Origin of the sequence: Streptomyces sp. AC602_WCS936 (genome assembly GCF_019049125.1) — a bacterium.
Classification (GTDB): domain Bacteria; phylum Actinomycetota; class Actinomycetes; order Streptomycetales; family Streptomycetaceae; genus Streptomyces.
In genome coordinates, this window is the sequence record NZ_JAGMUF010000090.1 from 405,101 (window position 1) to 430,736 (window position 25,636).

Here is a 25,636-nt window from a genome sequence, read left to right on the forward strand (position 1 = left end):
CCCGAGATCCGTTACGAACCGACCCTGCGCTTGTTCCACACGTCGAACCCGACCGCCGCCAGCAGCACCGCGCCCTTGATCACCTGCTGCCAGTCGGTGCCGATGCCGACGAGGTTCATGCCGTTGTTCAGCACGCCCAGGACCAGGCCGCCGATGATCGCGCCGAGGACCGTGCCGACTCCGCCGCTCATCGACGCGCCGCCGATGAAGGAGGCGGCGATGGCCTCCAGCTCGAAGTTGAGACCGGCCTTGGGAGAGGCCGCGTTGAAGCGGGCGGCGAAGACCAGACCCGCCAGGGCCGCGAGCATGCCCATGTTCAGGAAGACCAGGAAGGTGACTTTCTTGTCCTTCACGCCCGACAGCTTGGCCGCGGGCAGGTTGCCGCCGATGGCGTAGATGTGGCGGCCGACGATCGCGTTGCGCATCAGGTAGCCGAACCCGACGACCAGCACGCCCAGGATGAGCAGCACGATCGGCGCGCCCTTGTAGCTGGCGAGCAGCAGGGTGACGACGAGGACGGCGGAGACCAGCGCCACCAGCTTGAGCCAGAACAGCTTGGCCGGCAGCACCTCGAGCGCGAACTCCTGCTGCCGCTTGCGGTCGCGGACCTCCTGGTAGATCACGAAGGCGATCAGCGCGAAGCCCAGCAGCAGGGTGAGGTTGTGGTAGTTGGTCTCCGGTCCGACCTCCGGCAGGAAGCCGTTGGCGATCTTCTGGAGGTCCCTCGGGAAGGGGCCGAGGGTCTGGCCCTCCAGGAAGATCTCCGTCAGACCGCGGAAGAGCAGCATGCCCGCGAGGGTCACGATGAACGACGGTATGCCGAGATAGGCGATGAAGAACCCCTGCGCGGCGCCCGCGGCGGCCCCGATGGCCAGGCACAGCAGCACGGCGACCGGCCAGGGCAGGTCGTTCCTGACCATCAGCACCGCGGCCATCGCGCCGGTGAACGCGGTCAGTGAGCCGACCGACAGGTCGATGTGGCCCGAGATGATGACCAGCATCATGCCGATCGCGAGGATCAGGATGTAGCTGTTCTGCAGCACGAGGTTGGAGACGTTGCGCGGCAGCAGCAGGTCGCCGTCGGACCAGACGGCGAACAGGGCCACGATCAGGCCGAGGGCCATCAGCATGCCGTACTGCCGCATGTTGCGGCGCATCCCGTCGAGCATCAGCTGCCACAGGCCGCCGGCGGCCGGACCGCCTGAGCCGGGCGGCGCCGGGGCCGGGGTCTTCGCGGTCACGTCCGTGCTCATCGGGTTACCTCTTTGTCCTTCGTGTCCTTCGTCATCCGACGCATCAGCGCTTCCTGCGAGGCCTCGGCCCGTGAGAACTCCCCCGTCAGCCGGCCCGCGGCCATCGTGTAGATGCGGTCGCACATGCCGAGCAGCTCGGGCAGTTCGGAGGAGATGAAGACGACCGCCTTGCCCTGGGCGGCCAGTTGGTCGATGACCGTGTAGATCTCGTACTTGGCGCCCACGTCGATGCCCCGGGTGGGCTCGTCCAGGATCAGCACCTCGGGACCGGCGAAGATCCACTTGCTGAGGACGACCTTCTGCTGGTTGCCGCCGGACAGCTTGCCGACCGGTTCGAAGACGGTCGGCGCCTTGATGTTCATGGACTTCCGGTAGTCCTCGGCGACTTGCCGCTCCCCGTGCTCGTCGACCACGCCCCGCTTGGCGACCTTGCCCAGCGCGGTCAGCGAGATGTTCCGGTTGATGGTGTCGATGAGGTTGAGGCCGTAGTGCTTGCGGTCCTCGGTGACGTACGCGATGCCGTGCCCGACCGCCTCGGGGACGGTCTTCGTACGGACCTCGGCGCCGTCCCTGAGGACCGTGCCGCCCGCGTGCCGGCCGTAGGTGCGGCCGAAGACGCTCATCGCCAGCTCGGTGCGCCCGGCGCCCATCAGCCCGGCGATGCCGACGATCTCGCCGCGCCGCACCTCGATCGACACGTCGTCGACGACCTTGCGCTGCTGGTCGATGGGGTGGTGCACGGTCCAGTTGCGGATCTCCAGGGCGGGCGCGGCCCCCTCCTCGGGGTGGTGCGGGGTGCGTTCCGGGAAGCGGTTCTCCAGGTCCCGGCCGACCATCCCGGAGATGATCCGGTCCTCGGTGGTCTCCGCCGCCTTCACGTCGAGGGTCTCGATGGACTGCCCGTCGCGGATGATCGTCACCGAGTCGGCGACCCGGCGGATCTCGTTCAGCTTGTGCGAGATGATGATCGAGGTCATACCCTGTTCCTTCAGCTGAAGGATCAGGTCGAGGAGCTTGCCGCTGTCCTCGTCGTTGAGCGCCGCGGTCGGCTCGTCGAGGATGAGCAGCTTCACCTTCTTCGACAGCGCCTTGGCGATCTCCACCAGCTGCTGCTTGCCCACGCCGATGTCGGCGACGCGGGTCTCCGGGTGCTCGTCGAGACCGACCCGGCGCAGCAGTTCGGTGGCGTGCCTGAGCGTCTCGGTCCAGTCGATCAGGCCGCGCTTGGCGTGCTCGTTGCCGAGGAAGATGTTCTCCGCGATCGACAGGTACGGCACCAGCGCCAGCTCCTGGTGGATGATCACGATGCCGTGCTGCTCGCTCGCCCGGATGTCCCGGAACCGGCAGGTCTCGCCCTCGAAGAGGATGTCCCCCTCGTAACTGCCGTGCGGATGGACGCCGGAGAGCACCTTCATCAGGGTCGACTTGCCGGCGCCGTTCTCCCCGCAGATGGCGTGGACCTCGCCCTGGCGGACGGTCAGCGTGACGTCCGACAGCGCTTTGACACCGGGAAAGGTCTTGACGATCGAGCGCATTTCCAGGACGGGTCCCGCCATGGTCGTGCCTTCCAATCCTTGTAGGGACCCGGTTAGTTGAGCTGGTCCTCGGTGTAGTAGCCGCCGTCGACGAGGACCTTCTTGTAGTTGGACTTGTCGACGCTGACCGGCTTCAGCAGGTAGGCGGGGACGACCTTGGCACCGTTGTCGTAGGACTTGGTGTCGTTGACCTCGGGCTTCTTGTCGTTCAGGACCGCGTCGACCATGTTCGCGGCGACCTTGGCGAGCTCGCGCAGGTCCTTGAAGACGGTCTGGGTCTGCTGGCCCGCCTTGATCGACTTCACCGAGGCGATCTCGGCGTCCTGACCGGTGACGACCGGCATGGGCTTGCTACCGGAGCCGTAGCCGTCCGACTTCAGGGCCGAGAGGATGCCGATGGAGATGCCGTCGTAGGGCGAGAGCACCGCGTCGACGCGGGCGCTGCGGTAGCTGGAGGTGAGCAGGTCGTCCATGCGCTTCTGCGCGGTGCCGCCGTCCCAGCGCAGGGTGGTGACCTGGTTGAGGTCGGTCTGCTTGGAGCGGACGACGAGCTGGCCCTTGTCCATGTACGGCTTCAGGACCTTCATCGCGCCGTTGAAGAAGTACTTGGTGTTGTTGTCGTCGTTGGAGCCGGCGAACAGCTCGATGTTGAACGGGCCCTTCTCGCCCGCCTTCAGCCCGAGCTTGTCCACGATGTACGAGCCCTGCAGCTCGCCGACCTTCTCGTTGTCGAACGAGGCGTAGTAGTCGACGTTCTCCGTGCCGAGGATCAGCCGGTCGTAGGAGATGACCGGGATGTCGGCGTCCTTGGCCTGACGGAGCACGTTGCCCAGGGACTTGTTGTCGATCGCGGCGATGATCAGGGCGTCCACACCCTGCGTGATCATGTTCTCGATCTGGGCGACCTGCTGGTCCGGGTCGTCCTCGCCGTAGACGAGCTTGGTCTCGTAGCCCTTGGCCTTCAGTTCCTTCTCGACGTTGGCGCCGTCGGATATCCAGCGCTCGGAGGACTTGGTCGGCATCGCGATGCCGATGGTGGCGCCGTCGCTGCCTCCCTTGTCCTCCTCGCTGCCGCCCTCACTGTTCTGGCCGCAGGCGGTCAGCGTCAGGGCGAGCGAGGCGGCGGAGGCTATGGCGGCGAGTGCGGCTCTGCGGTTGCGCATGGTCATCATCCTTGAGGTGAGGGCTGGAACGGCGACGCAGGTGTGTGGGATTGTGCGCGGTCGTGTCTTCTTTTGTGAAGAGAGTTTCCGGAACGTTATGACGAGATCTCGAACCGGTTGAGCGAGCCCGGCAGCCGCGAACCGAGCGGCGCCATCTCCCCGTCCGCCCCGTGCCGGGCGAGCAGATCGAGGGCGAGCCGCCCGCGCCGCACCCGCTCCTTGGCGGTGGCCAGCGTCAGTTCCCGCAGGTGATGGCCGTACGGATAGATCCCGGGCGCCTTGGAAAGGCCGAACTTCAGGTACAGCGGGGCGCCGCGCCGGATCAGCTCGGCGATCTCGTACATCCGGACGTAGCCGCCCAGGTCGTCCGGAGCCTCGATGTACATGTCCATCGGCGCGGCCGAAACCCGCCGTATTTCGGTCAGATGATCCGGCGTCAGGTCGCTGGGCACGTTGATGGAGTCGGCGCCGAGCCCTTCGTAGACCGCGTACGAGGCCGGGTTGACCGGCCCGACGAGTGCCGAGAGCTTGAGCGTGGTGTCGGCGGGGACGAGGCCGGCCGTCCGCGCCCGGTGCAGCGTCCACAGCACGCCCTCGTCGGCGACGAGCAGGCACTTGACGCCCAGTTCGGTGGCCCGTACGGCGTCCTCGACGCACCCGGCGACCGCGTCGTGCCCGCGGGCGCGCAGCCCCGCGCCGCCGGAGTCGGTCCGGGTGGAGCCGCCGATGTCCCAGGTGCCGCGCGGGCCGGTGAACAGGCAGAGCTCGATGTCGCGTTCGGCGGTGGCCTCGACCATCTCGGTGATCTCGGCGTCGGTCAGCATCCACACGCCGCTGCCCTGGCTGATCCGGTGGATCGGTACGTCCAGCCGCGAGGACTCCTTCAGCACCACCCCCAGCGCCTCCGGCCCCTCGCAGGAGGGGATCTCGGTGCGCCAGCGGCCGCCGCCCGGGAAGGAGTGCGGCGAGGCGTCGGCGGGGTCGAGGGCGGGCGCGGCCAGGCCGAGCGCGGTGAGCGCCTGCTCACCGGGCCTGCGTGCGGCGGCCTTGGCGGAAGCGTCGGTCACAAGCGTTCCTTAGGTTCGGTACGCCGGAGCCGGGGTCCGGCACGCCTTGTTCGACATGTCGGACGGGGTTCGCGGCGTGAGGTACGAAAAGCCTCGAAGTGGAGGTACGCCGGTACGGGGGCCGTCAGGTCACCCCCGTACCGGCGTACGGCTCAAGGGGCGGGGTCAGGGATGCAGCAGCACCTTGCCGACCTTCGGGTCGCCGGACCCCACCAGCTCGATGGCCTCGGGGAACTCGGCGAGCGGCAGCTCGTGCGTGACCAGTGGCCGCGGGTCCAGCAGACCGGCCGCGAAGACCCGCACCGTGTGCGCCCAGGCGTCCGGCGGCGCCCCGAAGACGGTGTGCACCTCCAGCTGACGCACCACGAGGTCGGTGGGGTCGAGCCCGTCGGCGCCCGGTGCCGGGATACCGGTCAGGACCAGGCGCCCGCCCCGGCGCAGCAGTGCGGCGGCGGTCCGGGCGGCGTCCGCGGACCCGGCGGTCTCGATCACGACGTCGAAGTCGTCCGGCAGCGGCTGGTCCTTGGTGCGGAAGCCGGTCGCCCCGTACTGCCTCGACAGCGCCTCCCGGTCCCCCCGCGTGCCGACGACGAGCAGCTCGCCGGGCGAGGCGGCCCGCAGGAACTGCACGGCGAACATGCCGAGCGTCCCGGTGCCGACGACTGCGACCCGCTCGCCGGGCCGGGCGTTGGCCTTGAGCGCGGCGGCGGCGATGCAGGCGGCGGGCTCCAGCAGGGCGGCGGCCGTGAGGTCGGCGTCGTCGGGCAGCACGTGCAGGAGCCGCGCGGGCAGGGTCAGCGTGGGCGCCATGGCACCGGGCTGCGTGAACCCGGTCTCCTCGTAACCGGCCGTGCACAGTGTCGTCTCGCCCGCGTGGCAGCGGTCGCACACCTGGCAGTTGCGGAAGCCCTCACCGACCACCTTGCGCCCGGCGAGGGAGCCCGGCACCCCGGCGCCGACCCGCTCGACGGTCCCCGACCACTCGTGGCCCGGGGTGAGCGGGTAACGCACGTACCCCTCGGGCCGGTTGCCCTGCCAGACCTCGCGGTCGCTGCCGCAGATGCCGGACGCGTGCACCCGCACCAGCGCCTCCCCGGGGCCGGGCTCGCGCGGCTCGTGCGGAGCCAGCCGGTACTCGCCCGGCGCCTCGACGACGACCGCGCCGCTCATGCCCCGGTCCCCTTGGGCTTGCGCTGCTCCCAGCCCTCGGCCCACAGGTCGAACCGCGCCTGCTGCTGGGGGAACTCGGCCGCCGCGTCCGTGTCCAGCTCGACGCCGAGACCGGGCGCGTCGGACAGGTGGAAGCAGCCGTCCTCCGGGTCCACCACCGGCGCGCCCTTGACCACCTTCTTGATCTCCGCGTCCGCGAAGTCGTTGAAGTGCTCCAGGATCTTGAAGTTCGGGGAGGTGAAGCCGACCTGGAGGGAGGCGGCGGTGAGGACGGAACCGCCCACGTTGTGGGGCGCGACGAGCGTGTAGTGCGTCTCGGCGGTCGCGGCCAGCTTCCGCGTCTCCCAGATGCCGCCGATGTGACCGACGTCGGGCTGGATGACGTCCACCGACTGGTCCTCGAACAGCTCGCGGAACTCGATCCGGTCGTGGATGCGCTCACCGGTGGCGACCGGGATGTCGACCTTCTCGGCGACCTTCTTCAGCGCCTTGAGGTTCTCCGGCGGGACCGGCTCCTCCAGCCAGGCCGGCTTGAAGGGCGCGAGTTCGCGCGCGAGCCGCACGGCGGTGGAGGGGGAGAAGCGGCCGTGCATCTCCAGCATCAGCTCGGCGTCCGGCCCGATGGCGTCCCGTACGGCCTCGATGAGGGAGACGGCGTAGTTCGTCTGCTGCTGGTCCAGCTCGAAGTGCCCGGTGCCGAACGGGTCGATCTTCAGCGCCCGGTACCCGCGCTCCATGACGCCCTGCGCGGCCTTGTGGTAAGCCTCCGGGGTCCGCTCCGTCGTGTACCACCCGTTGGCGTACGCCTTCACCTTGTCGGTGACCTTGCCACCCAGCAGCTGCCAGACCGGGACGCCGAGGGCCTTGCCCTTGATGTCCCAGCACGCCATCTCGACGACCGCGATGCCGGACATCACGATCTCGCCGGCGCGGCCGTAGTCGCCGTACTTCATGCGGCGGACCAGGTCCTCGACGGCGAACGGGTCGGAGCCCAGAATGTGGTTGGCCTCGGCCTCCTTCAGGTAGCCGAGGAGCGCGTCGGTGTGCCCCAGCATCCGGGTCTCGCCGACTCCAGTGATCCCCTCGTCGGTGTGCACCTGAACGTATGTCAGGTTGCGCCACGGCGTCCCGACCACGTGTGTGCTGATTCCGGTGATGCGCACGGCGGTTGCCCTTCGCTATGTTCGATATTTCGTCACTCGTTCGAAATGCTGGCGTGACAGTAAGGAGGGGGCGGTGGGGGTGTCAATGGGTCGGACACATAACGGTTTCGGCAGTTTCGAAAGTACGGCGAGGGACGCCCCCGGCGGCTTCCCCACACAACTTTCACAGTGGCCTCTAGGAACACGCCCGCCCCGGAACTTAACCTTCCCGCGTCATGGACTACTGCCACCCGTGCCGACGGCACCTCAACGGCGCCCTCGCCTGCCCGGGGTGTGGCGTCCCTGTCGGGCAATTCAGCGCCTCTGACGTAAACCTGACGGCGAGTGAGGCGAGCCCGCCGTGGTCCGCCGACGAGGCGAGCGCGGCCGAGGAGGACGCCGACGGGGACGCCGACGGGGACCCCGGCGACGCCGTGCCCGGCGCCCGGGCCGGCCGCCGCGACCGCAAGGCCGCCGCACACCGCAGGCGCCGCCGCCGGGCCCTGTTCGTCACCGCCGGGTTCGTCCTGGCCGCCGGCGGACTGAGCCTCGCGGAACTCGGCCTGGACGCCCCGGGCACCCCGCCGAAACCGGCGGCGGCCGGCGGCGAGTCCACGGACGGCGAGGCGACACGGCAGGTGGGGGAGACGTCCGCCGTACCGGTCGACGCGACCTCGGACACGGCCCCGACCTCGGGCGCGCCCTCTCCGGAGGCCTCCGCGTCGACCTCGGCGTCGGCGTCCGCGTCGGCCTCTCAGTCCCCGTCGGCGGAGGACCGGGAAACGGCCGAGGAGGAGGGAGACCCCTCCCAGCCCCCGCCGGAGTCGGCACCGGACGCACCCGGCACCCCGGACCGCCCGGAGACATCCCCGGCCGACCCGCCCCCGACCACCACCCCCACCCCTACGGCCTCGCCGGATCCCACGCCCACGGAGACGTGCGACCGCTTCCTGTGGTGGTGCACGTAGGAGCCGCGCCTCGGTCTTCGCCCGGCCGCTGCGCCCCTCACGGAGGTGTCCGCCGAGAGCCGACCGGTCTGCTCTTCCCGGTGCGGCTCGGTCCTGTGGTCGTGGTCACGGACTTGGCCGGCCCCTGCCGTCGCGCTGGTCGTCGAGGCGGGCGATGAGTTCGGGCCACTGCTCGGACCACCGCGCCAGGTCGCTCGCGGTCAACGCCCATGGCGAACGCAGGGCTTCGTTCGGAAGGAAGCGGACGCAGGTCCCCGTGGTCCCGTCGGCCCCGACGGGCATCAGATCACTCACCGGGACACCGTGCTCATAGCGCTGGCTCCAGGATCCGTTGCGGCGGTGGTTGGTATGGATCAGCCACTCGCTGAGCGCCGCGACGACGGACATGCCACGACGCGGATGTCCGTCCGGTAGCCGTTCCGTTTCCGGGCGATCGAAGAATCGAAGATCTTTCGTGGCCATGACCGGCTTCTTCACCACGCAGCCATGCTCGTCGACTCGAGTGTCGGTGCCCCGGCCGTCATCCTTCACTGACACTGAGCCGTCGGTATGCAGCGTGACCACACACCGCCCGCCGCCCCTGCTCGCTGCTTCATCAGCAGCGTAGGCAACGGTCTCAAGAACGAGGTGTCCCGGCCCGCCCGGTGCGAACTCTGCCGGCCTCCTGCGGATTCGACCGAGGTGGTCCGCGTCCACGACGGCGGTCCAATCGTGCGTGGTGTTGACCCAAGAAGCCCTTGATCCATCCATTCGGACAGTATCCGCCGGGCTTGCGTTCAGGATGGCGCGGCGCATTCGTTCGGCGACACGCTCTTGAAGGTCACCCAGACGCTCTTGCCGACGATTTCCTGGGTGATCCCCATGTCGTCGGCGACCTCCCGGGCAAGTCGTAAGCCGCGCCCGGAACATGCCTCCAGGTCGGCCTCCCGGACGCCGATATCGAGCTGCCGGTCGCCGCTGTCCCGCACCGCGAGGCGGATCACCGAGCCGTCGAGCGTGAGGCTCACGCAGTACTCCCTGCCGGGCGGCGCTCCGTGGAGGAGCGCGTTGGTGGCCAACTCCGAGACGCAGAGCGTTATGTCGTCCAGTCGATCGGTGTGACCCCAGCCCGTCAAAACCTGACGAACGAAGGCGCGGGCGTCGCGTACCGAGGCGCGCGAGCGTGGGAAACGACGGTGTCGTGACACGGGCACGAGAGGCCACCTCCGGAAGTTGGGGCGTCCGACGAGCGCGACCTTAGCGCTTTTCGCGAAAGGTAGCTAGGTGGCAGGATGGCGAGGAACACACGGACGAAGTCGCCTAACGTTGGCCCCCGATGGGCATAAGCGTCGGCCGCGAGGAGGGCCTCATGAGTGCGAGCAGTTGGGTCAGCACGTCTCTTCCGTACCTGACGCCGCAGGGGAAGGGCCACGGCGACGCCTGGGGTGCAGAGGCCGAGGCGCAGGGCCGCCGGGGAACCCAGCGCATCCTGCATGCCGGCGAGGTACCCGCGCCCGCCGAGGTGGCGAAACTATTCGGCATCGCCGAAGGAGAACCGGTCGTCGTGCGCCGACGCCTGATCCTCCTCGACGAGCGGCCGAACGAGCTGACCGATACGTACTACCCGCTGGCCGTCGCCCAGGGCACCGCCCTGGCGCGCACTGCCAAGATCCGTGGTGGCGCCGTGGCGTTGCTCGCCGAGCTCGGCCACACCGGCGTCCTGGTGCGCGAGGACGTGACGGCCACGATGCCGGACGAGGAAGAGCGCCGGGCCCTGGAGACTGACCCCGATGAGCCGGTGCTGCGGCTCACCCGAGTGACGCTCGACCGCGAGGGCCACCCGATCCAGGTGGATCGTATGGTGATGCCTGCCCTGCGGCAGAGGCTGCGCTATGAGATCGAGATCGAGATCGGATGACCGTGCCCCAAGCGGAAACGGAAGGTGTCGACCGTCGCTCCCTCCACGAGCGCATCGCCGCCGACCTGCGTGACGACATCATGAGTGGCGAACTGGCGCCGGGTGCGAGTCTCCCCTCGACGGCGCGGCTCAAAGAGCGGTTCGACGCGTCGAACGCCACGGTGCAGAAGGCGTTGCAGCTTCTGAAGGAGGAGGGTCTCGCGGTCGGCAGGGCGGGAGCCTCCGTCACGGTCCGCGAGCACCGTCAGCGTACGGTTTCACCGGCCACGCTCACGACTGCCGACCGTTGGCTCACGGAGGCCGCCAAGCACGGCACCCACGCCCGCAGTGTCCTTCGCAATGTCGCGGAGGCCCGCCCGCCGGCCGACGTCCGCGCCGCCTTCAGCCTCCCTGCGGACGGCACGGCACTGCTGCGCAGCCAAATTCTCCTGATCGACGACGAACCCGCGGAACTCGTCGACTGCTATTACCCGTTGGACATCGCCCGGGACACGGCGTTCATGGAGCGACGTCGAATCAAGGGCGGCGCACCCGCGCTGCTGGCGGAACTGGGCCACCCCGCGCGCCGCACCGTGGACCGAGTCTCCGCGCGGATTCCGACCCAGGAGCAGTACCAGGCACTCCACCTCACCAGCAGTATGCCGGTCCTGCGCACCCTCCGGGTCGTCCACGGGGATGGGGGCAGCCCGATCGAGGTGACGGTCATGGTGAAGGCCGGGCACCTCTACGAGTTGCGGTACGAGTTCGAATCGCGCTGAGGGTCAGCTCTCCGTCGAGTCCTCCCCGAGCATCCTCCGCAACGCGTCCCGCAGCGCCACCCGCTCCCCCTCCGACAGCCCGGCGAGCGGCTCCCGCGCGAACCGCAGTGACTCCCGCAGTCCCCGCGCGACCCGGCGCCCCTCGTCCGTCGCCGCCGCCACCTTCACCCGCCGGTCGGCGGGATCGGGCCGCCGCTCGACCAGCCCCCTCGCCTCCAGCCGGTCCACGATCCCGGTCACGTTCGACGGCTCGCACTTCAGCTTCTGCGCCAGCTTCCGCATCGGCAGCGGCTCCAGTGACAGCAGGCTGAGCAGCTTGGCCTGCGCCCCGGTCAGGGCGCGCTCCGCGGCCGCCTCCTCGTAGTCCGCGTGGAAGCGGGCCACGACCTCGCCGATCAGCTCGACGACCTCCAGGGTGAGTGCGTCGGGTCGACGGGTCGTGTCGCGTGGTGTGGCCATGGAATCCAGGGTACCCATTTGTTTGACAACATGAAATGTTCAGCCGCATGGTTGTTTCAGAGGCTGAAGTATTTCCTCCCCGTCCGCCACCAGGAAGGTGCGCCATGACCGACTCCCCCTCCCTCCCCGCCGTCAACCGCGAATGGCACCTGGACAGCCGCCCCGTCGGCTGGCCCAAGCCCGAGGACTTCTCCCTCGTCGAGGCGGAGCTGCCCACCCCGGGCGAGGGCCAGGTGCTCGTGCGCAACCTGTACGTCTCCGTCGACCCCTACATGCGCGGCCGCATGAGCGCCGCCAAGTCCTACGTCGCCCCCTACGAGCTGGGCAAGGCCATGCAGGGCGGCGCCGTCGGCGAGGTCGTCGCCTCCGACGCCGAGGGCATCGCCGTCGGCGACCACGTCCTGCACTTCTTCGGCTGGCGCGAGTACGCCGCCGTGGACGCGAAGAACGCCGTGAAGGTCGACCCGGAGGCGGCGCCGCTGTCGACGTACCTGGGCGTGCTCGGCATGACGGGCCTGACCGCGTACGCCGGGCTGCTGCGCACCGCGTCCTTCAAGGAGGGCGACTCCGTCTTCGTGTCCGGTGCCGCGGGCGCCGTCGGCAGCCAGGTCGGCCAGATCGCGAAGCTCAAGGGCGCCTCCCGCGTCATCGGCTCGGCGGGCTCGGACGAGAAGGTCAAGCTGCTCCTCGACGAGTACGGCTTCGACGCCGCCTTCAACTACAAGGACGGCCCGGTGAGCGAGCAGCTGCGCGCCGCCGCCCCGGACGGCATCGACGTCTACTTCGACAACGTGGGCGGCGACCACCTGGAGGCCGCCATCGGGTCCCTCAACCGGGACGGCCGCATCGCCATCTGCGGCGCGATCTCCGTCTACAACAACACCGAGCCCGCCCCCGGCCCGAAGAACCTCGCCCGCCTGATCCAGACCCGCGGCCGCATCGAGGGCTTCCTGGTCGGCGACCACTACGACCTCCAGCCGCAGTTCGTCCAGGAGGTCGGCCCCTGGGTCCGCTCCGGCGAGCTGAAGTACCGCGAGACGGTCGTCGAGGGCATCGAGAACAACCTGGAGGCGTTCCTCGGGGTCCTGCGCGGCGACAACACCGGCAAGATGATCGTCAAGCTCTGACGCCCCCGCGTGGCAAGAGCGGCCTTCACTGAATTTCCGGCATGCGGTAGCGTCTTTCCGAAATCCGTCGTGGTCGTGGGCGCGAGTCACGGCGGACCGAGGAGGAAGACAACCGCATGCCCATTCAGCAGTCCGAGGTCCTCTACACCGCCGTCGCCACCGCCGAGAACGGCCGCGACGGCCGGGTCGCCACCGATGACGGCAAGATCGACGTGGTCGTGAACCCGCCCAAGGAGATGGGCGGCAACGGCGCCGGCACCAACCCGGAGCAGCTGTTCGCCGCCGGGTACAGCGCCTGCTTCCAGGGCGCGCTCGCCGTCGTGGCCCGCCAGGAGGGCGCCGACGTCTCCGGCTCGACCGTCACCGCGAAGGTCGGCATCGGCAAGAACGACGACGGCTTCGGCATCATCGTCGAGATCTCCGCCGAGATCCCGTCGGTGGACGCCGCCACCGCGCGCTCGCTCGTGGAGAAGGCCCACCAGGTCTGCCCGTACTCGAAGGCGACCCGCGGCAACATCACCGTGACGCTCGTCTGACCGCGAGCCCGTCGCGCGGGACTCACCGGAGGCCGCACCCGGCACATGCGGGTGCGGCCTCCGGCGCGCTCCGGCGCGCTCCGGCGGCCTCCGTCCGGCCGGTACAGTCCCGGTAGAGTTCCGCCCATGCGCGATCTTGGGGCGGGATTCGGTCATCTTCTGAAGGGCCAGCGCTGGGTGGCCCGGCACGGCAAGAGCTACGGCTTCGGGCTGGTCCCCGGCCTGATCACCCTTGTCCTGTACGTGGCGGCGCTGGTGTCGCTGGCGCTGTGGGGCACGGACTTCGTCGCCTGGGCGACCCCCTTCGCCGACGACTGGTCGAGCCCCTGGTCCGGCCTCTTCCGCGGCTTCCTCACCGCCGTCCTCTTCGCCCTCGCGCTGCTCCTGGCCGTCCTCACCTTCACCGCGGTCACCCTCCTGATCGGCCAGCCCTTCTACGAGAGCCTCTCCGAACGCGTCGACCGGGACGTCTCCCCGGACGGCACCGCCCCCGAGTCGAACCTGCCGCTCCTGCGCGAGCTGTGGATCTCCGGCCGCGACAGCCTCCGCGTCCTGGTCCGCGCCGTCCTGTGGGGCGTACTGCTCTTCGCGCTCGGCTTCATCCCGGTGGTCGGGCAGACCGTCGTCCCGGTGGTCGGTTTCTTCGTCACCGGCTTCTTCCTCACCGAGGAGCTGACCTCCGTCGCCCTCCAGCGCCGCGGCGTCGAGCTGCGCGACCGGCTCGCCCTCCTGCGCTCCCGCAAGACGCTGGTCTGGGGCTACGGCACCCCGCTGGCCGTTTCCTTCCTGGTGCCCTTCGTCGCGGTGTTCCTGATGCCGGGCGCGGTCGCCGGCGCCACCCTCCTCGCCCGCGAACTGCTGGGCGAGGAGGTCCGGGACGGCGATTCCGCGGACCCGGCGGTCAGCTCCGGTCCGGCTCCGACGCACTGACCGCCACCGCCACGATCGACCGCACCTGCGCCACGATGTCCAGCCGGTTCCGCACGAACGCGGGGTCGGTGACCGTCCCCGTCGCCGGGTCGGCGTTCTCCGCCCCGAACCGCAGCACCGGCGTGTGGACGTGCCCGCCCGGCAGCGTGCTGCGCAGGCCGAGCCGGTCCCGCAGCAGGGTCGCCCGGTAGGCGATCTCGTTGGAGAGGTAGTCCCCGCCGCCGCCCGCACGGGCCGTCGAACCGGGCGTCGGCCCGTCCGGCCGTACGACCGCCTCCGTGCCCCCCGCCGGGATCTCCGTCACGCTCGTGTTGTCGTACACGGGGAACCGGCCGGTGTCCGCCGCCGTGATCGCCTCGTACGGCAGCGTCGTGGTCGTCCACTGCGGCTGCGAGGCCGGAGCGGCCACGGGCACCGTCTCCGTACGGGAGACGTTGTCGTTGTCGGGGAAGCCGCCCCGCCACGCCCCGTTGGTCCGCTCCACGTCGAACCGCCCGACCCGGCCCTGGCTCACCGTCGTGAACAGGTCCACCCGCGGCAGGTACGGCCGCAGCGCCTCCTCCACCGCCCCTTGCGTGAAGTCCCGCCACCGCACCGGGAACACGGCCGTCTCCACCCGCGCGGGACCCGCCTCCGTCTGGATCACGGTGCCGTCCAGCGCGAGCGCGGCGGCGCCGGACGGGTTGGAGATCCGGATGTCGCGGTCCAGGGTGAACGGGTCGAAACCGGTGAGCAGGACCCGCTTGAGGCCCTTGCCCCGCTGCTCCCCGCCGGGCAGGTCGATGTCGGTCTGGCCGCGTGAGGTGCGCTCCAGTACGCCGAGCAGCGCGTCCCGCTGCCGCTCCGTCAGCTGGAACCCCGGATTCCAGGTGCGCAGCTCCCGGGTCATCCCGAGCCGGGCCCAGTACAGCGGCCGGTCGTCGTCGCGGGTGATGTCCCCGCGGGCGGGGCCGCGTCCCTGCGCCCGGTCCACCGCCCGCCGCCACAGCGCCGAGCCCTCGCGCGCGGCGAGACGGCGGGCCTCCCGGTAGGAGTCGGCCCGCCCGAGCCCGCGGGCGAACGCCGGTGCCACCCCGGCGAACCCGGAGCGCCGCAGGATCTCCTGGGGCACCTCGCCGTCGAGTCGCCGTTCCTCGACGGTGGGTGCGGGTGCGGTGGCCCTCGGGGGAGCCGCCGTGGCCGTCGCGGGGACCACGAGTCCCGCCACCAGGGCCAGTCCGAGTACGCCGGTTCGAACGCGTATGTGTGTCAAGGGAGTCCAGGCCTTCCGTCGCCGTGGGGTGCGCTGCGGACGGCGGCAGTATCGCGTGACGGGAGGGACGCGCGCTACGGCGACCGGCTCATGGGCGTTTGTGAAGGGTTCGTACGAACTCCGGTTCGGACGCTCGATCACCGGTCACCGGATCTCGGCGGCGATTAACGTCTGAGACGGGCCGCCGCCCGACGGCGTGCCCCCGCGAGCAGCCCCGGCCCGGGACCTGACGGCCGGGCCGGGGCTCAGTACCGCGGCCGAAGCCCGTACGCGCCCGCTACCGCACCGAGAAGCCGTACACCGTCTCCGAGCGGAACACCTCACCCGGCCGCAGCACGGTGCTGGGGAACTCCGGGCGGTTCGGGGAGTCGGGGAAGTGCTGCGTCTCCAGCGCGACGCCGTCGCCGGGCGCGAAGGGCTCGCCCAGGTGGTCGGCGGTGTACAGCTGGAGGCCCGGCTCGGTCGTCGACACGGTCAGCGCCCGCCCCGACGCCGGGTCGTACAGCTCGGCGACCTCGACGGCGGTGTCCGTCACGCCCTTGTCCAGGACGAAGTTGTGGTCGTAGCCGGAGCCGACCTTGCGCGGGCGCCGGAAGTCGAAGCGCGTGTCCGTCACGTCCTGGGGCGCGCCCGCCGGGATCAGGTCGGCGTCCACCGGCGTGATCCGGGAGGCGGCGAGCCGCAGCTCGTGACCGCCCGCGTGCCCGGACCCGGGCCCGCCCAGGTTGAAGTAGCTGTGGTTGGTCGGGTTCACCACGGTCGGCGCGTCGGTGACCGCCTCGTAGACGATCCGCAGCGCACCCGACGCGTCCAGCGCGTACGTCACCGACATCTCCAGCCGGCCCGGGAAGCCCTCCTCGCCGTGCGGGCTGACCCGGCTCAGCCGGACACCGTCCGCCACCGGCACCACGTCCCACACGCGCTTGTCGAAGCCGCGCTCGCCGCCGTGCAGCGAGTTCGGCCCGTTGTTGAGCGCCAGCGCGTACGTCCGCCCGTCCAGCGGGAAACGGCCGCCCGCGATCCGGTTGGCGTACCGGCCCACGAGCGCCCCGAAGTAGGGCTCCGGGTGCGCGAGATAGCCGTCCAGACCGGCGAACCCCAGCACCACGTCGGCACGGTTCCCGTCCCGGTCCGGGACCTCGGCCGACTGCACGATCCCGCCGTACGACAGGACCCGCACCCGTACGCCGGCCCGCTGAAGGGTCCAGCGGTGAACGGGGGTGCCGTCGGGAAGTGTGCCGAAGAGTTCGTTCATGTGCGGAACTCTAGGACACGCCGCCCAGGTCAGAACGGGTCAGGGCTGGAGTCAGGGCCAGGGGTCAGGGCTTCTTCGCGGTGACCGCGCGGTAGGCGATCTCCGCCAGCCGCGCCTGGCCGTCCACGCTCGGGTGGAACCAGTCCCAGCGGCTCAACTGGTCCGTGCCGAACCGGAACTCGTGCACCGCCCCGCCGTCGGTGCGGCACCGCCGGTCCTTCGCGCAGACGTCCCGCAGCACCGCGTTGTAGTCCTCCACCCGGTCCCGCACCGTGTTGCGCCGCGAGACCGCCGCCGAGTCCAGCGCGTCCGCGTCCGCCAGCATCGACGGGCAGATGCCCAGCTTCCAGACCTGCTTGCCCAGCGGGTTGGTGCGCCCCTGGGACCACAGCCGCTTCAGGTCCGGGATGCTCGCGACGTACACCTGCGCCTTCGGCAGCTTCTCGCGCAGGGTGCCCATGGCCTCCTCGAACTGCGCCCGGAAGTCGGCCACCGACGTCATCGCGGAGGTCGTGGCCCGGCAGGCGTCATTGGCCCCGGCCATCACCGCCACCAGCTCCGGCTTCCGCGCCGCCGCCCGCGTCATCTGCCCCGTCAGGTCCGCCATCCGGGCGCCGGTGACCGCGTAGTTCCAGCTGTTCTCCGCCGCCTGAGCCTTCCCCAGCAGCCGTACGGCCAGACTGTCGACCTCGGCGCTGGTGCCGGTGGCCCACGAGACCTCGGGACAGTCCGACAGGACCGCGCACGCGTCGAAGCCGCGCGTGATGGAGTCGCCCACGGCGGCGACCGACTCCGGGCTGGTGTCCCACAGCGGAGCGGGCTTCGGGCTCTTCGACGCGGAGGCGGACGGGGCGGGGGAGTCACCGCCCACCGCGTCGCAGCCCGCCGCGCCGACGACGGCCGCCGTCAGCACGGCCGTCGCGCGGACGGCGAGTACGGCACGCGCACGGCGGCGGACGCGCCGCGCCCCGCGCTCCCTGCCCTGCCCCATGCCGGTCCCGTCCCTCGTCTCGCCTCGTGCCTCCAGTGTGCTCAACCCATGACACCGCGCGAGGGTTCCCGGGGGCGGCGATGCTGCGTCTCACACCCGCACAAGCGTCCTGCCGGGTGAATGGCGGAGGTTTGTCGGCACCGGGACCGACGGTACGTCACACTCCGCGCCCCGGCGCACGGTAGCCTCGCCATCAACGTGGCCCGCCCGGCCGCGGGCCGTTCACCCTGTTCCGAGATGTCCCGCTCAGCCCGGAGGTTCCGGTGACGACACGTGGAGTCCTGTACGTGCACTCCGCGCCGCGCGCGCTCTGCCCGCACGTCGAGTGGGCCGTCGCCGGGGTGCTCGGCACGCGCGTCAGCCTGGACTGGATCCGGCAGCCCGCCGCGCCCGGCACCTGGCGCTCGGAGTTCTCCTGGCAGGGCCAGGCCGGCACCGCCTCCAAGCTCGCCTCGGCGCTGCGGGGCTGGCAGCTGCTGCGCTTCGAGGTCACCGCGGAGCCGTCCGCGAACGCCGAGGGCGAGCGCTACAGCTGCACCCCCGACCTCGGCATCTTCCACGCCGTCACCGGCATCCACGGCGACATCCTGGTCCCCGAGGACCGCCTGCGGGCCGCCCTGACCCGCTCCCAGCACGGCGAGAGCGACCTGGAGTCCGACATCGCGGGCCTCCTCGGCAAGCCCTGGGACGACGAGCTGGAGCCCTTCCGCTACGCGGGGGAGGGCGCCCCGGTGCGCTGGCTGCACCAGGTGGTCTGAGTCTCGGGAGCCGTACCCGGACATGTGAAAGGGCCCCACCGACCGGTGGGGCCCTTTCACACGCTTACGGAAGCCGCTCAGACCGTCCGGAACGCGAGTACGACATTGTGGCCGCCGAAGCCGAACGAGTCGTTCAGCGCGGCGATGCGGCCCTCGACCGGCAGCTTCCGGGCCTCACCGCGCACGATGTCCGCGTTGGCCTCGGCCTCCGGGTCGAGGTTCTCGACGTTGATGGTCGGCGGCGCCACCCGGTGGTACAGCGCGAGGACCGTCGCCACGGACTCCACGCCGCCCGCGCCACCCAGGAGGTGACCGGTCATCGACTTGGTGCCGGAGACCGCCATGTGGTCGACGTCGTCGCCGAGGACCTTGCGCAGCGCCTTCAGCTCGGCGATGTCACCGGCCGGCGTCGAAGTGGCGTGCGCGTTGACGTGCACGATCTCGGCCGGGTCCAGGTCGGAGCGGTCCAGCAGGTTCTGCAGGGCGTGCGAGATGCCGCGGCCCTCCGGCTCCGGCTGCACGATGTCGTGGCTGTCGGCCGAGACGCCCTGACCGACCGCCTCCGCGTAGACGCGGGCGCCGCGCGCGGCGGCGTGCTCCGCGGACTCCAGGACGAGGACGCCGGCGCCCTCACCGAGGACGAAGCCGTCACGGCCCGTGTCCCAGGGACGCGAGGCGCCCTGCGGGTCGTCGTTGTTCTTGGACATCGCCATCATGTTGCCGAACGCGGCGATGGGCAGCGGGTGGATCGCCGCCTCCGTGCCACCCGCGACGACGACGTCGGCGCGGCCGGTGCGGATCATCTCGATGGCGTAGCCGATGGCCTCGGCGCCCGACGCGCAGGCGGAGACCGGCGTGTGCACGCCCGCGCGGGCGCCCACGGCCAGACCCACGTTGGCGGAGGGGCCGTTCGGCATCAGCATGGGGACGGTGTGCGGGGAGACGCGGCGGACGCCCTTCTCCTTCAGCACGTCGTACTGGTCGAGCAGGGTCGTCACGCCGCCGATGCCGGAGGCGATGACCGCGCCGAGCCGGTCGGGGTCGACGCCGCCGCCCTCACCGGGTTCGGTCGCCTCGCCCGCCTTGGCGGTGAAACCGGCGTCCTTCCAGGCCTCCTGCGCGGCGATCAGCGCGAACTGGGCCGAGCGGTCCAGTCGGCGGGCCTGCGGCCGCGGGATGACCTCGGAGGGGTCCACGGCGACGGGCGCGGCGATGCGGACCGCCTGGTCGGCGGCCCATTCCTGCTCCAGGGGCTTGACGCCGGACTTGCCGGCGACCAGGCCCTCCCAGGTCGAGGCTGCGTCGCCACCCAGCGGTGTGGTTGCGCCGATACCGGTGACGACCACGGTGCGCTTGGTCGAGCTCACGGGAATTCTTTCTCCAACGGGATACGGATTCGTACGGCGCCACCGCCGGGTGGCGGGGCAGTCAGCCCAGGGTCAGCGACCGGAGGTCACTTCTGGTTCTTGAGGATGTACTCGGTCGCGTCGCCGACCGTCTTGAGGTTCTTGACGTCGTCGTCCGGGATCTTGACGTCGAAGCGCTCTTCGGCGGCGACGACGACCTCGACCATGGACAGCGAGTCGACGTCCAGGTCGTCGGTGAAGGACTTGTCCAGCTGGACGTCCTCAACCGGGATGCCGGCGATCTCGTTCACGATCTCCGCGAGACCGGCGACGATCTCTTCCTGAGTGGCGGCCATGATGGCGCTCCTTCGTAGATGTTCCAGAGTGGGTGGCTCTTGTGTTCCGCTCCGGACCGCATGATCCGGCACGGAGTGCCTAGGGGAGGGTAACGACCGTCGCGGCGTAGACGAGACCCGCCCCGAAGCCGATGACGAGCGCGGTGTCGCCGCTCTTCGCCTCGCCGGTCGCCAGGAGCCGCTCCATCGCGAGCGGAATCGAGGCGGCCGAGGTGTTGCCGGTGGTGCGGATGTCACGGGCGACCATGACGTGCTCCGGCAGCTTCAGTGTCTTCACCATCGAGTCGATGATCCGCACATTGGCCTGGTGCGGGATGAAGACGTCGAGGTCGTCCGGGCTGATCCCGGCCGCGTCCAGCGCCTGCTGGGCGACCTTCGCCATCTCGAACACGGCCCAGCGGAACACCGCCTGGCCCTCCTGCGTGATCGCAGGAAACTTCACGTTGCCCTCGGAGTCGAGGGGCAGCTCGGAGACGTCGCCGATCCTGAAGCGGTCCCACGGGACCGTCTGCTTGATCGTCTCGGACTTGTCGCCCTCCGAGCCCCAGACGGTCGGGCCGATCGCCGGCTCCTGGGACGGGCCGACCACGACCGCGCCCGCGCCGTCACCGAAGAGGAAGGCCGTGGCCCGGTCCTCCAGGTCGGTCAGGTCGCTGAGCCGCTCCACGCCGATGACCAGGACGTACTCCGCCGAACCCTCGACGATCATGCCCTTGGCCAGCGTCAGGCCGTAGCCGAAGCCCGCGCAGCCCGCCGAGATGTCGAAGGCGGCGGCCTTGTCCGTGCCCAGCTTGTCGGCGATCTCCGTCGCGACGGCCGGGGTCTGGCTGAAGTGCGACACGGTCGAGACGACCACGGCGCCGATCTGCGAGGCGTCGATCCCGGCGTCCGCGATCGCCTTGCCGGACGCCTCGATCGACATCGCGGCGACGGTCTCGTCCGGACCCGCCCAGTGCCGGGTCTCGATGCCGGAGCGCGAGCGGATCCACTCGTCGGACGAGTCGATCGTCTCGAGGATCACCTCGTTCGGCACGACCCGGGTCGGGCGGTAGCCGCCGACACCGAGGATGCGCGCGTACGGGGCGCCCTTGCTGGGCTTGATCTTCGACATGCTCTCGCGCTCCTTGTCAGGCCTGCTCGGCGTGTCCGGCGTGCTCGGCCACGAGCTCGCGGGCCGCGTCGAGGTCGGCGGGGGTCTTCAGGGCCAGGGTCTTCACACCGGGCAGCGCACGCTTGGCCAGGCCGGTCAGGGTGCCGCCGGGGCACACCTCGATCAGCGCGGTGACGCCGAGCTCCTTGAACGTCTCCATGCACCGGTCCCAGCGGACCGGGTTGGCGACCTGCCCGACCAGGCGCTCCAGCACCTCGGCGCCGGAGGCGACGGCCCGCCCGTCCTTGTTGGAGACGTACGTCACCTTCGGGTCGGCGGGCGCGAGCGCCTTCGCGGCCTCGGCGAGCTTGTCCACGGCGGGCGCCATGTGGTGCGTGTGGAACGCGCCGGCCACCTTCAGCGGGACGACCTTGCGCACGCCCTCGGGCTTGTCCTCGTTCAGCGCGGCCAGCTGCTCCATAGTGCCGGCCGCCACGATCTGACCGGCGCCGTTCACGTTCGCCGGGGTCAGGCCGAGCTTCTCCAGGTGCGCGACGCTCACCTCGGGGTCGCCGCCGAGCAGCGCCGACATGCCGGTCTCGGTGACCGCGGCGGCGTCCGCCATGGCCAGACCCCGCTTGCGTACGAGGGCCAGCGCGGCGGTGTCGTCGAGGACACCGGCGAACGCGGCGGCGGTGATCTCACCGACACTGTGACCCGCGACCGCGCCCGGCGCGATCTCGGACATGTCACCGAGTGCCGCGGCGGACAGCAGACCCGCGGCGACCAGCAGCGGCTGCGCCACGGACGTGTCACGGATCTCGTCCGCGTCGGCCTTGGTGCCGTAGTGGGCGAGATCGAGTCCGATGGCGTCGGACCATGCGGCGACGCGGTCGGCGGCGCCGGGAAGGGCGAGCCAGTCAGTCAGGAAGCCGGGCGTCTGGGCACCCTGGCCGGGAGCGACGAGTACGAGCACTCTCACACTCTCTCTTGAGGACGGGCGCGGCCGCCCGTGAGGACAGGGACATAGAACACGAGGGGGTTTTGTAGACCCCCGACAAAAGCTTAGAGTTGCGGATCTCCATCGGCCAGACGCCCCAGGATGAGCGCGATCCGCAGTGTGAACGCAGACCGTACATCAGAGGGTGACCACCCGGTGACGTCAGTCACACGTCGGAGCCGGTAGCGCACGGTGTTCGGGTGAACGAAGAGCATCCGGGCGGCCCCTTCGAGGCTGCTCGCCTGTTCGAGATAGACGCTGAGCGTTTCCAGCAGCGCCGCCCCGGCTTCCTCCAGCGGTCTGTAGATCTCCTCCACCAGCTGCACGCGGGCCGAGGGGTCGGAGGCGATCGCGCGCTCCGGAAGCAGATCGTCCGCCAGCACCGGGCGCGGGGCGTCCTGCCAGGCGGTGCAGGCCTTGAGGCCGGCGGCGGCGGCCTGCGCGGACCGGGTCGCGGCGAGCAGGTCGGGCACCACCGGACCGGCCACCACCGGCCCCTGCGCGAACGGCCCGATCAGCGACTTGGCCACGGCGAGCGGGTTGTCGCTGCCGCCCGCGATCACCACCAGCCGGTCCCCGAGGACCCCGGTCAGCACCTGGAGCTTGGCGTGCCGCGCCGCCCGCCGGATCGCCTCCACGGTCAGCTCGGAGTCCCCGTCGGGCGCGGTGCCCAGCACGACGCAGACATGCTCGGGCGAGTTCCACCCCAGCGCGGCCGCCCGGGACACGGCCCCCTCGTCGGCCTCCCCGCTGAGCACGGCGTTCACCACCAGCGACTCCAGCCGCGCGTCCCAGGCACCCCGTGCCTCGGCGGCCTGCGCGTACACCTGGGCCGTCGCGAAAGCGATCTCCCGGGCGTACACGAGCAGCGCCTCGCGCAGCACCGACTCGTCACCGGGCGCGGCGACCTCGTCGATGGCGGACTCCATCACCTCGATGGTGGTCCGCACCATCTCCACGGTCTGCCGCAGCGTGATCGCCCGGGTCAGCTCGCGCGGCGCGGTGCCGAAGACGTCGGTGGAGATGGCCTGGGGCGCGTCCGGCCGCCGGAACCACTCGGTGAACGCGGCGATGCCCGCCTGGGCCACCAGCCCGATCCAGGAACGGTTCTCCGGTGGCATGGCCCGGTACCACGGCAGGGTCTCGTCCATGCGCGCGATGGCCTGCGCGGCGAGCGATCCGGAGGACTGCTCCAGCCGCTTCAGGGTCGCGGTGTGCGGATGGACGGCGCGCGCCGCGGGCTCTGGCTTGCTGGTCTCGGGTTCGGGCACGGGGACAAGACTGCCTTATCGGGACGGGTGCACGTGTCGCCGGGGCGGTGCTCGGGGCCTCGGCCGCCCTCGGCCACCGGGCGCGCCGGGGCTACGGTGGACGGCGTGATGGACGTACGGCGCGCCGACGAGCGCTACCAGGGCGGTGACCCGGCGGCCGGGATCGAGACACGGCACGCCTTCTCCTTCGGCCCCCACTACGACCCCGACAACCTGCGCTTCGGCGCCCTGCTCGCCTGCAACGAGGAGCACCTCGCCCCCGGCGCCGGCTTCGACGAGCACCCGCACAGCCACACCGAGATCGTCACGTGGGTGGTGGAGGGCGAGCTGACCCACCGGGACACCGCGGGCCACGAGACGGTCGTGCGGGCCGGTGACGTCCAGCGCCTCAGCGCGGCGGCTGGCGTACGCCACGTCGAGCGCAACGACGGCCCCGCGCCCCTGACCTTCGTCCAGATGTGGCTGGCCCCGCTCGACCCCGGCGGCGACCCCGCCTACGAGATCGTCCGCGGCATCGCCGACTCCACCCCGTACGCCGTCCCGGAGTCCGCCGCGATGCTCCACGTGCGGCGACTGGGAGCGGGGGAGCGGACGGCGGTGCCGGACGGGGCTTGCGTGTACGTGCACGTGGTGCGGGGCGAGGTGGTGCTGAGCGGGGAGGCGCTGGGCGCGGGGGACGCGGCCCGCGTCACGGACGCCGAGGGCGTGGAGGCGGTGGCGGGGGCGACGTCCGGCGCGGAGCTGCTGGTTTGGGAGATGGCGGCCCGCTGACGCGTCAGGTCAGCGGGTGCGTGAACGGGCCCGCCGCCCTCTCGAAGGCCGCGAGGGTGATCTCCGGGACGAAGACGGCATCGTGCTCCATGCCCTCGGGGAGGTGTCCGCGCATCTCCTCCCGGCACAGGACCCTGCCGTCGGGGTCGAGGATCGCCGCACGGAGCCGATCCGCCAGCTCGATGATGATTTTCCACACGTCACCGACCTGTGGACGTATCACGCTGATCTGGCCGCCGGAGACGATCACCTCGACCTCGCTGCCGTCGGCGGAGCGGATCCAGTACTCCGTGGCCCCGTCGATCACCCCCGCTGGCCCGGCCGCGACGGGCGAGAGGACCGCCCGGACTACGTCCATGTCGAAGTCGGCCAACTCGCCGTCGGAGAACCGGTAAAGGCCCAGGGAGTAGCCCACCTCAGCCGCGCGCCTCCGCCAGCACCGCGTCCGTGAACGCCGGCCAGACCTCGACCGCCCACGGTCCGAACGCGCGGTCGGTGAGGGCGACGCAGGCGAGCCGGGCGTCCGGGTCGACCCACAGGAACGTACCGGACTGGCCGAAGTGCCCGAAGGTGCGCGGCGAGGAGGCGGCGCCCGTCCAGTGGGGGGATTTCCCGTCCCGGATCTCGAAGCCGAGCCCCCAGTCGTTGGGGTTCTGGTGGCCGTAGCCCGGCAGGACGCCCTTCGTTCCCGGGTACTGGACCGTCATCGCCTCGGCGACCGTGCGCGGGTCCAGCAGACGCGGCGCCTGCACCTCGGCGGCGAACCGGAGCAGGTCCTCGACCGTGGACACCCCGTCCTTCGCCGGGGAGCCGTCGAGAGTGGTGTGCGTCATGCCCAGCGGCTCCAGCACCGCCTGCCGCGCGTACTCGGCGAACGGCATGTCCGCCGCCTTCGCGATGTGGTCGCCGAGCTGCTCGAAACCGGCGTTGGAGTACAGCCGGCGCTCACCGGGAGGGGCGGTCGTCCGGTGCTCGTCGAAGGCCAGGCCCGAGGTGTGCGCGAGCAGGTGACGGACCGTCGACCCGGGCGGCCCCGCGGGCTCGTCCAGCTCGATCGCGCCCTCCTCGTACGCGACGAGCGCCGCGTACGCCGCGAGCGGCTTGGTGACCGAGGCGAGGGGGAAGCGGTGCGCGACCGGGCCGTGGGTGCCCAGGATCGTGCCGTCGGCGCGCACGACGCCCGCCGCGGCGGAGGGAACCGGCCAGTTCTCGATCAACGCGAAGCTCTGCAAGGACATGGCGTCGAGCCTAAGCGCTCAGAGCCTCAGCTCCAGCAAGGGGTCCGGCTCGGGCGCGAAGCCCATCGACACGTACATGGGATCGGCCTGCGCGGACGCGGTGAGGCGGACCCGCCGGGCGCCGCGCTCGCGGAACCACTCCAGCAGGGCCTCCATGCCCCGCGGGTTGCTCGCGCCCCCGATGCGGTAGTCGAGCGTCCTGGCCACCGGGGTGGCCGGCGTCCCAGGGCGCTCCGTCCTCGGGCAGCGCACGGCGTACAAGGTCATGCCGGGCATGCCAATCAGCTGCGACGCACGCCATCC

Annotated in this window: 28 protein-coding genes; 8 read left to right on the forward strand and 20 right to left on the reverse strand. The window is 70.9% G+C overall.

The genetic code is table 11. From position 1 onward, the window contains the following. Positions 1 to 11 precede the first annotated feature (11 nt). From mmsB to KUM03_RS27150, 6 genes are all read right to left on the reverse strand, one after another. On the reverse strand, positions 12 to 1,253 hold the full coding sequence (gene mmsB, locus KUM03_RS27125; RefSeq protein WP_217252247.1) for a multiple monosaccharide ABC transporter permease: 1,242 nt from the start codon (positions 1,251 to 1,253) through the stop codon (positions 12 to 14). Next, positions 1,250 to 2,809: a multiple monosaccharide ABC transporter ATP-binding protein gene (gene mmsA, locus KUM03_RS27130; protein WP_217252249.1), complete on the reverse strand. Its 1,560-nt coding sequence runs from the start codon at positions 2,807 to 2,809 to the stop codon at positions 1,250 to 1,252. The genes mmsB and mmsA overlap by 4 nt, the downstream gene beginning before the upstream one ends. Positions 2,810 to 2,841: 32 nt before the next feature. Next, a complete protein-coding gene (chvE, locus tag KUM03_RS27135) occupies positions 2,842 to 3,951 on the reverse strand; it encodes a multiple monosaccharide ABC transporter substrate-binding protein (RefSeq protein WP_217252252.1) in 1,110 nt (369 codons plus the stop codon). A 95-nt stretch (positions 3,952 to 4,046) separates the two neighbouring features. Next, a complete protein-coding gene (locus KUM03_RS27140) occupies positions 4,047 to 5,018 on the reverse strand; it encodes a hypothetical protein (RefSeq protein WP_217252255.1) in 972 nt (323 codons plus the stop codon). 165 nt (positions 5,019 to 5,183) lie between these two features. Further along, positions 5,184 to 6,188, reverse strand: a complete 1,005-nt coding sequence (locus tag KUM03_RS27145; protein ID WP_217252257.1) for a zinc-binding dehydrogenase — start codon at positions 6,186 to 6,188, stop codon at positions 5,184 to 5,186. Next, entirely contained in the window at positions 6,185 to 7,351 is a 1,167-nt protein-coding gene (locus KUM03_RS27150; protein ID WP_217252260.1) for a mandelate racemase/muconate lactonizing enzyme family protein, read from the reverse strand. The genes KUM03_RS27145 and KUM03_RS27150 overlap by 4 nt, the downstream gene beginning before the upstream one ends. Before the next feature lie 215 nt (positions 7,352 to 7,566). On the opposite strand from KUM03_RS27150, the gene KUM03_RS27155 reads away from it, so the two are divergent. Continuing rightward, a complete protein-coding gene (locus tag KUM03_RS27155; protein WP_217252263.1) occupies positions 7,567 to 8,298 on the forward strand; it encodes a hypothetical protein in 732 nt (243 codons plus the stop codon). Positions 8,299 to 8,403: 105 nt separating this feature from the next. Here the strand turns inward: KUM03_RS27155 and KUM03_RS38585 are convergent, their stop codons facing one another. Together KUM03_RS38585 and KUM03_RS27165 are read right to left on the reverse strand one after the other, a co-directional pair. Further along, on the reverse strand, positions 8,404 to 8,778 hold the full coding sequence (locus KUM03_RS38585; RefSeq protein WP_254399891.1) for a hypothetical protein: 375 nt from the start codon (positions 8,776 to 8,778) through the stop codon (positions 8,404 to 8,406). Positions 8,779 to 9,074: 296 nt separating this feature from the next. After that, positions 9,075 to 9,491 carry an ATP-binding protein gene (locus KUM03_RS27165; protein WP_217252265.1) on the reverse strand — a complete coding sequence of 139 codons (417 nt, stop codon included), beginning with the start codon at positions 9,489 to 9,491 and terminating at the stop codon, positions 9,075 to 9,077. Between the two features lie 155 nt (positions 9,492 to 9,646). On the opposite strand from KUM03_RS27165, the gene KUM03_RS27170 reads away from it, so the two are divergent. Together KUM03_RS27170 and KUM03_RS27175 are read left to right on the forward strand one after the other, a co-directional pair. Continuing rightward, on the forward strand, positions 9,647 to 10,195 hold the full coding sequence (locus KUM03_RS27170) for a GntR family transcriptional regulator (RefSeq protein WP_217252268.1): 549 nt from the start codon (positions 9,647 to 9,649) through the stop codon (positions 10,193 to 10,195). Then, complete coding sequence (locus tag KUM03_RS27175; RefSeq protein ID WP_217252270.1) at positions 10,192 to 10,953, forward strand: GntR family transcriptional regulator; 762 nt, start codon at positions 10,192 to 10,194, stop codon at positions 10,951 to 10,953. Before KUM03_RS27170 ends, KUM03_RS27175 begins: the two co-directional genes overlap by 4 nt. 3 nt (positions 10,954 to 10,956) lie before the next feature. Here KUM03_RS27175 and KUM03_RS27180 read toward each other — a convergent pair whose 3' ends face one another. Further along, complete coding sequence (locus KUM03_RS27180) at positions 10,957 to 11,412, reverse strand: MarR family winged helix-turn-helix transcriptional regulator (protein WP_217252273.1); 456 nt, start codon at positions 11,410 to 11,412, stop codon at positions 10,957 to 10,959. A gap of 104 nt (positions 11,413 to 11,516) precedes the next feature. Between KUM03_RS27180 and KUM03_RS27185 the strand changes: the two genes are divergently transcribed. From KUM03_RS27185 to KUM03_RS27195, 3 genes are all read left to right on the forward strand, one after another. Next, positions 11,517 to 12,539 carry an NADP-dependent oxidoreductase gene (locus KUM03_RS27185; RefSeq protein WP_217252275.1) on the forward strand — a complete coding sequence of 341 codons (1,023 nt, stop codon included), beginning with the start codon at positions 11,517 to 11,519 and terminating at the stop codon, positions 12,537 to 12,539. Positions 12,540 to 12,655: 116 nt separating this feature from the next. Continuing rightward, a complete protein-coding gene (locus KUM03_RS27190) occupies positions 12,656 to 13,075 on the forward strand; it encodes an organic hydroperoxide resistance protein (protein WP_217252277.1) in 420 nt (139 codons plus the stop codon). Between the two features lie 126 nt (positions 13,076 to 13,201). Then, the gene (locus tag KUM03_RS27195; protein WP_217252279.1) at positions 13,202 to 14,005 is read left to right on the forward strand and encodes an EI24 domain-containing protein; all 804 of its coding nucleotides are present in this window, start codon (positions 13,202 to 13,204) and stop codon (positions 14,003 to 14,005) included. Here KUM03_RS27195 and KUM03_RS27200 read toward each other — a convergent pair. From KUM03_RS27200 to KUM03_RS27210, 3 genes are all read right to left on the reverse strand, one after another. After that, positions 13,977 to 15,257, reverse strand: coding sequence for a pyroglutamyl peptidase (locus tag KUM03_RS27200; RefSeq protein ID WP_217252281.1), 1,281 nt, complete (start codon positions 15,255 to 15,257; stop codon positions 13,977 to 13,979). The genes KUM03_RS27195 and KUM03_RS27200 overlap by 29 nt on opposite strands. Before the next feature lie 277 nt (positions 15,258 to 15,534). Then, positions 15,535 to 16,512: an aldose epimerase family protein gene (locus KUM03_RS27205; RefSeq protein ID WP_217252283.1), complete on the reverse strand. Its 978-nt coding sequence runs from the start codon at positions 16,510 to 16,512 to the stop codon at positions 15,535 to 15,537. Positions 16,513 to 16,576: 64 nt separating this feature from the next. Next, positions 16,577 to 17,503, reverse strand: a complete 927-nt coding sequence (locus KUM03_RS27210) for an SGNH/GDSL hydrolase family protein (RefSeq protein WP_217252286.1) — start codon at positions 17,501 to 17,503, stop codon at positions 16,577 to 16,579. Positions 17,504 to 17,766: 263 nt separating this feature from the next. Between KUM03_RS27210 and KUM03_RS27215 the strand changes: the two genes are divergently transcribed. After that, on the forward strand, positions 17,767 to 18,261 hold the full coding sequence (locus KUM03_RS27215; protein ID WP_217252288.1) for a DUF3145 domain-containing protein: 495 nt from the start codon (positions 17,767 to 17,769) through the stop codon (positions 18,259 to 18,261). A 77-nt stretch (positions 18,262 to 18,338) separates the two neighbouring features. Here KUM03_RS27215 and KUM03_RS27220 read toward each other — a convergent pair whose 3' ends face one another. The 5 genes from KUM03_RS27220 to fasR form a co-directional block, all read right to left on the reverse strand. Then, on the reverse strand, positions 18,339 to 19,628 hold the full coding sequence (locus KUM03_RS27220; RefSeq protein ID WP_217252290.1) for a beta-ketoacyl synthase: 1,290 nt from the start codon (positions 19,626 to 19,628) through the stop codon (positions 18,339 to 18,341). A gap of 86 nt (positions 19,629 to 19,714) precedes the next feature. Continuing rightward, the gene (locus tag KUM03_RS27225; protein ID WP_043373398.1) at positions 19,715 to 19,963 is read right to left on the reverse strand and encodes an acyl carrier protein; all 249 of its coding nucleotides are present in this window, start codon (positions 19,961 to 19,963) and stop codon (positions 19,715 to 19,717) included. Between the two features lie 79 nt (positions 19,964 to 20,042). Continuing rightward, complete coding sequence (locus KUM03_RS27230) at positions 20,043 to 21,074, reverse strand: ketoacyl-ACP synthase III (protein WP_217252292.1); 1,032 nt, start codon at positions 21,072 to 21,074, stop codon at positions 20,043 to 20,045. 16 nt (positions 21,075 to 21,090) lie between these two features. Next, entirely contained in the window at positions 21,091 to 22,029 is a 939-nt protein-coding gene (locus tag KUM03_RS27235; RefSeq protein ID WP_217252294.1) for an ACP S-malonyltransferase, read from the reverse strand. An 89-nt stretch (positions 22,030 to 22,118) separates the two neighbouring features. Then, positions 22,119 to 23,324: a CdaR family transcriptional regulator gene (gene fasR / locus KUM03_RS27240; RefSeq protein WP_217252297.1), complete on the reverse strand. Its 1,206-nt coding sequence runs from the start codon at positions 23,322 to 23,324 to the stop codon at positions 22,119 to 22,121. A 108-nt stretch (positions 23,325 to 23,432) separates the two neighbouring features. Here fasR and KUM03_RS27245 point away from each other — a divergent pair, with 108 nt between their 5' ends. Beyond that, positions 23,433 to 24,095 (forward strand): pirin family protein, encoded by a 663-nt coding sequence (locus KUM03_RS27245; protein ID WP_217253023.1) that lies wholly within the window; start codon positions 23,433 to 23,435, stop codon positions 24,093 to 24,095. A 4-nt stretch (positions 24,096 to 24,099) separates the two neighbouring features. Here the strand turns inward: KUM03_RS27245 and KUM03_RS27250 are convergent, their stop codons facing one another. Genes KUM03_RS27250 through KUM03_RS27260 form a run of 3 tightly spaced genes read right to left on the reverse strand, consistent with a single transcriptional unit; the run spans position 24,100 to position 25,600 of the window. Next, positions 24,100 to 24,510, reverse strand: coding sequence for a hypothetical protein (locus tag KUM03_RS27250; protein WP_217252299.1), 411 nt, complete (start codon positions 24,508 to 24,510; stop codon positions 24,100 to 24,102). A 1-nt stretch (position 24,511) separates the two neighbouring features. Continuing rightward, positions 24,512 to 25,333 carry a serine hydrolase gene (locus tag KUM03_RS27255; protein WP_217252301.1) on the reverse strand — a complete coding sequence of 274 codons (822 nt, stop codon included), beginning with the start codon at positions 25,331 to 25,333 and terminating at the stop codon, positions 24,512 to 24,514. Between the two features lie 18 nt (positions 25,334 to 25,351). Beyond that, positions 25,352 to 25,600, reverse strand: a complete 249-nt coding sequence (locus tag KUM03_RS27260) for a hypothetical protein (protein ID WP_374225395.1) — start codon at positions 25,598 to 25,600, stop codon at positions 25,352 to 25,354. Positions 25,601 to 25,636 lie beyond the last annotated feature (36 nt).

Coding starts and splice junctions, on each gene's coding strand:
- KUM03_RS27185 (WP_217252275.1), top strand. CDS start 11,517: ATGACCGACTCCCCCTCCCTCCCCGCCGTCAACCGCGAATGGCACCTG.
- chvE (WP_217252252.1), bottom strand. CDS start 3,951: ATGCGCAACCGCAGAGCCGCACTCGCCGCCATAGCCTCCGCCGCCTCG.
- KUM03_RS27195 (WP_217252279.1), top strand. CDS start 13,202: ATGCGCGATCTTGGGGCGGGATTCGGTCATCTTCTGAAGGGCCAGCGC.
- mmsA (WP_217252249.1), bottom strand. CDS start 2,809: ATGGCGGGACCCGTCCTGGAAATGCGCTCGATCGTCAAGACCTTTCCC.
- KUM03_RS27225 (WP_043373398.1), bottom strand. CDS start 19,963: ATGGCCGCCACTCAGGAAGAGATCGTCGCCGGTCTCGCGGAGATCGTG.
- KUM03_RS27260 (WP_374225395.1), bottom strand. CDS start 25,600: ATGACCTTGTACGCCGTGCGCTGCCCGAGGACGGAGCGCCCTGGGACG.
- KUM03_RS27255 (WP_217252301.1), bottom strand. CDS start 25,333: ATGTCCTTGCAGAGCTTCGCGTTGATCGAGAACTGGCCGGTTCCCTCC.
- KUM03_RS27230 (WP_217252292.1), bottom strand. CDS start 21,074: ATGTCGAAGATCAAGCCCAGCAAGGGCGCCCCGTACGCGCGCATCCTC.
- KUM03_RS27245 (WP_217253023.1), top strand. CDS start 23,433: ATGGACGTACGGCGCGCCGACGAGCGCTACCAGGGCGGTGACCCGGCG.
- KUM03_RS27210 (WP_217252286.1), bottom strand. CDS start 17,503: ATGGGGCAGGGCAGGGAGCGCGGGGCGCGGCGCGTCCGCCGCCGTGCG.
- KUM03_RS27180 (WP_217252273.1), bottom strand. CDS start 11,412: ATGGCCACACCACGCGACACGACCCGTCGACCCGACGCACTCACCCTG.
- mmsB (WP_217252247.1), bottom strand. CDS start 1,253: ATGAGCACGGACGTGACCGCGAAGACCCCGGCCCCGGCGCCGCCCGGC.
- KUM03_RS27190 (WP_217252277.1), top strand. CDS start 12,656: ATGCCCATTCAGCAGTCCGAGGTCCTCTACACCGCCGTCGCCACCGCC.
- KUM03_RS27170 (WP_217252268.1), top strand. CDS start 9,647: ATGAGTGCGAGCAGTTGGGTCAGCACGTCTCTTCCGTACCTGACGCCG.
- KUM03_RS27145 (WP_217252257.1), bottom strand. CDS start 6,188: ATGAGCGGCGCGGTCGTCGTCGAGGCGCCGGGCGAGTACCGGCTGGCT.
- KUM03_RS27205 (WP_217252283.1), bottom strand. CDS start 16,512: ATGAACGAACTCTTCGGCACACTTCCCGACGGCACCCCCGTTCACCGC.
- KUM03_RS27155 (WP_217252263.1), top strand. CDS start 7,567: ATGGACTACTGCCACCCGTGCCGACGGCACCTCAACGGCGCCCTCGCC.
- KUM03_RS27175 (WP_217252270.1), top strand. CDS start 10,192: ATGACCGTGCCCCAAGCGGAAACGGAAGGTGTCGACCGTCGCTCCCTC.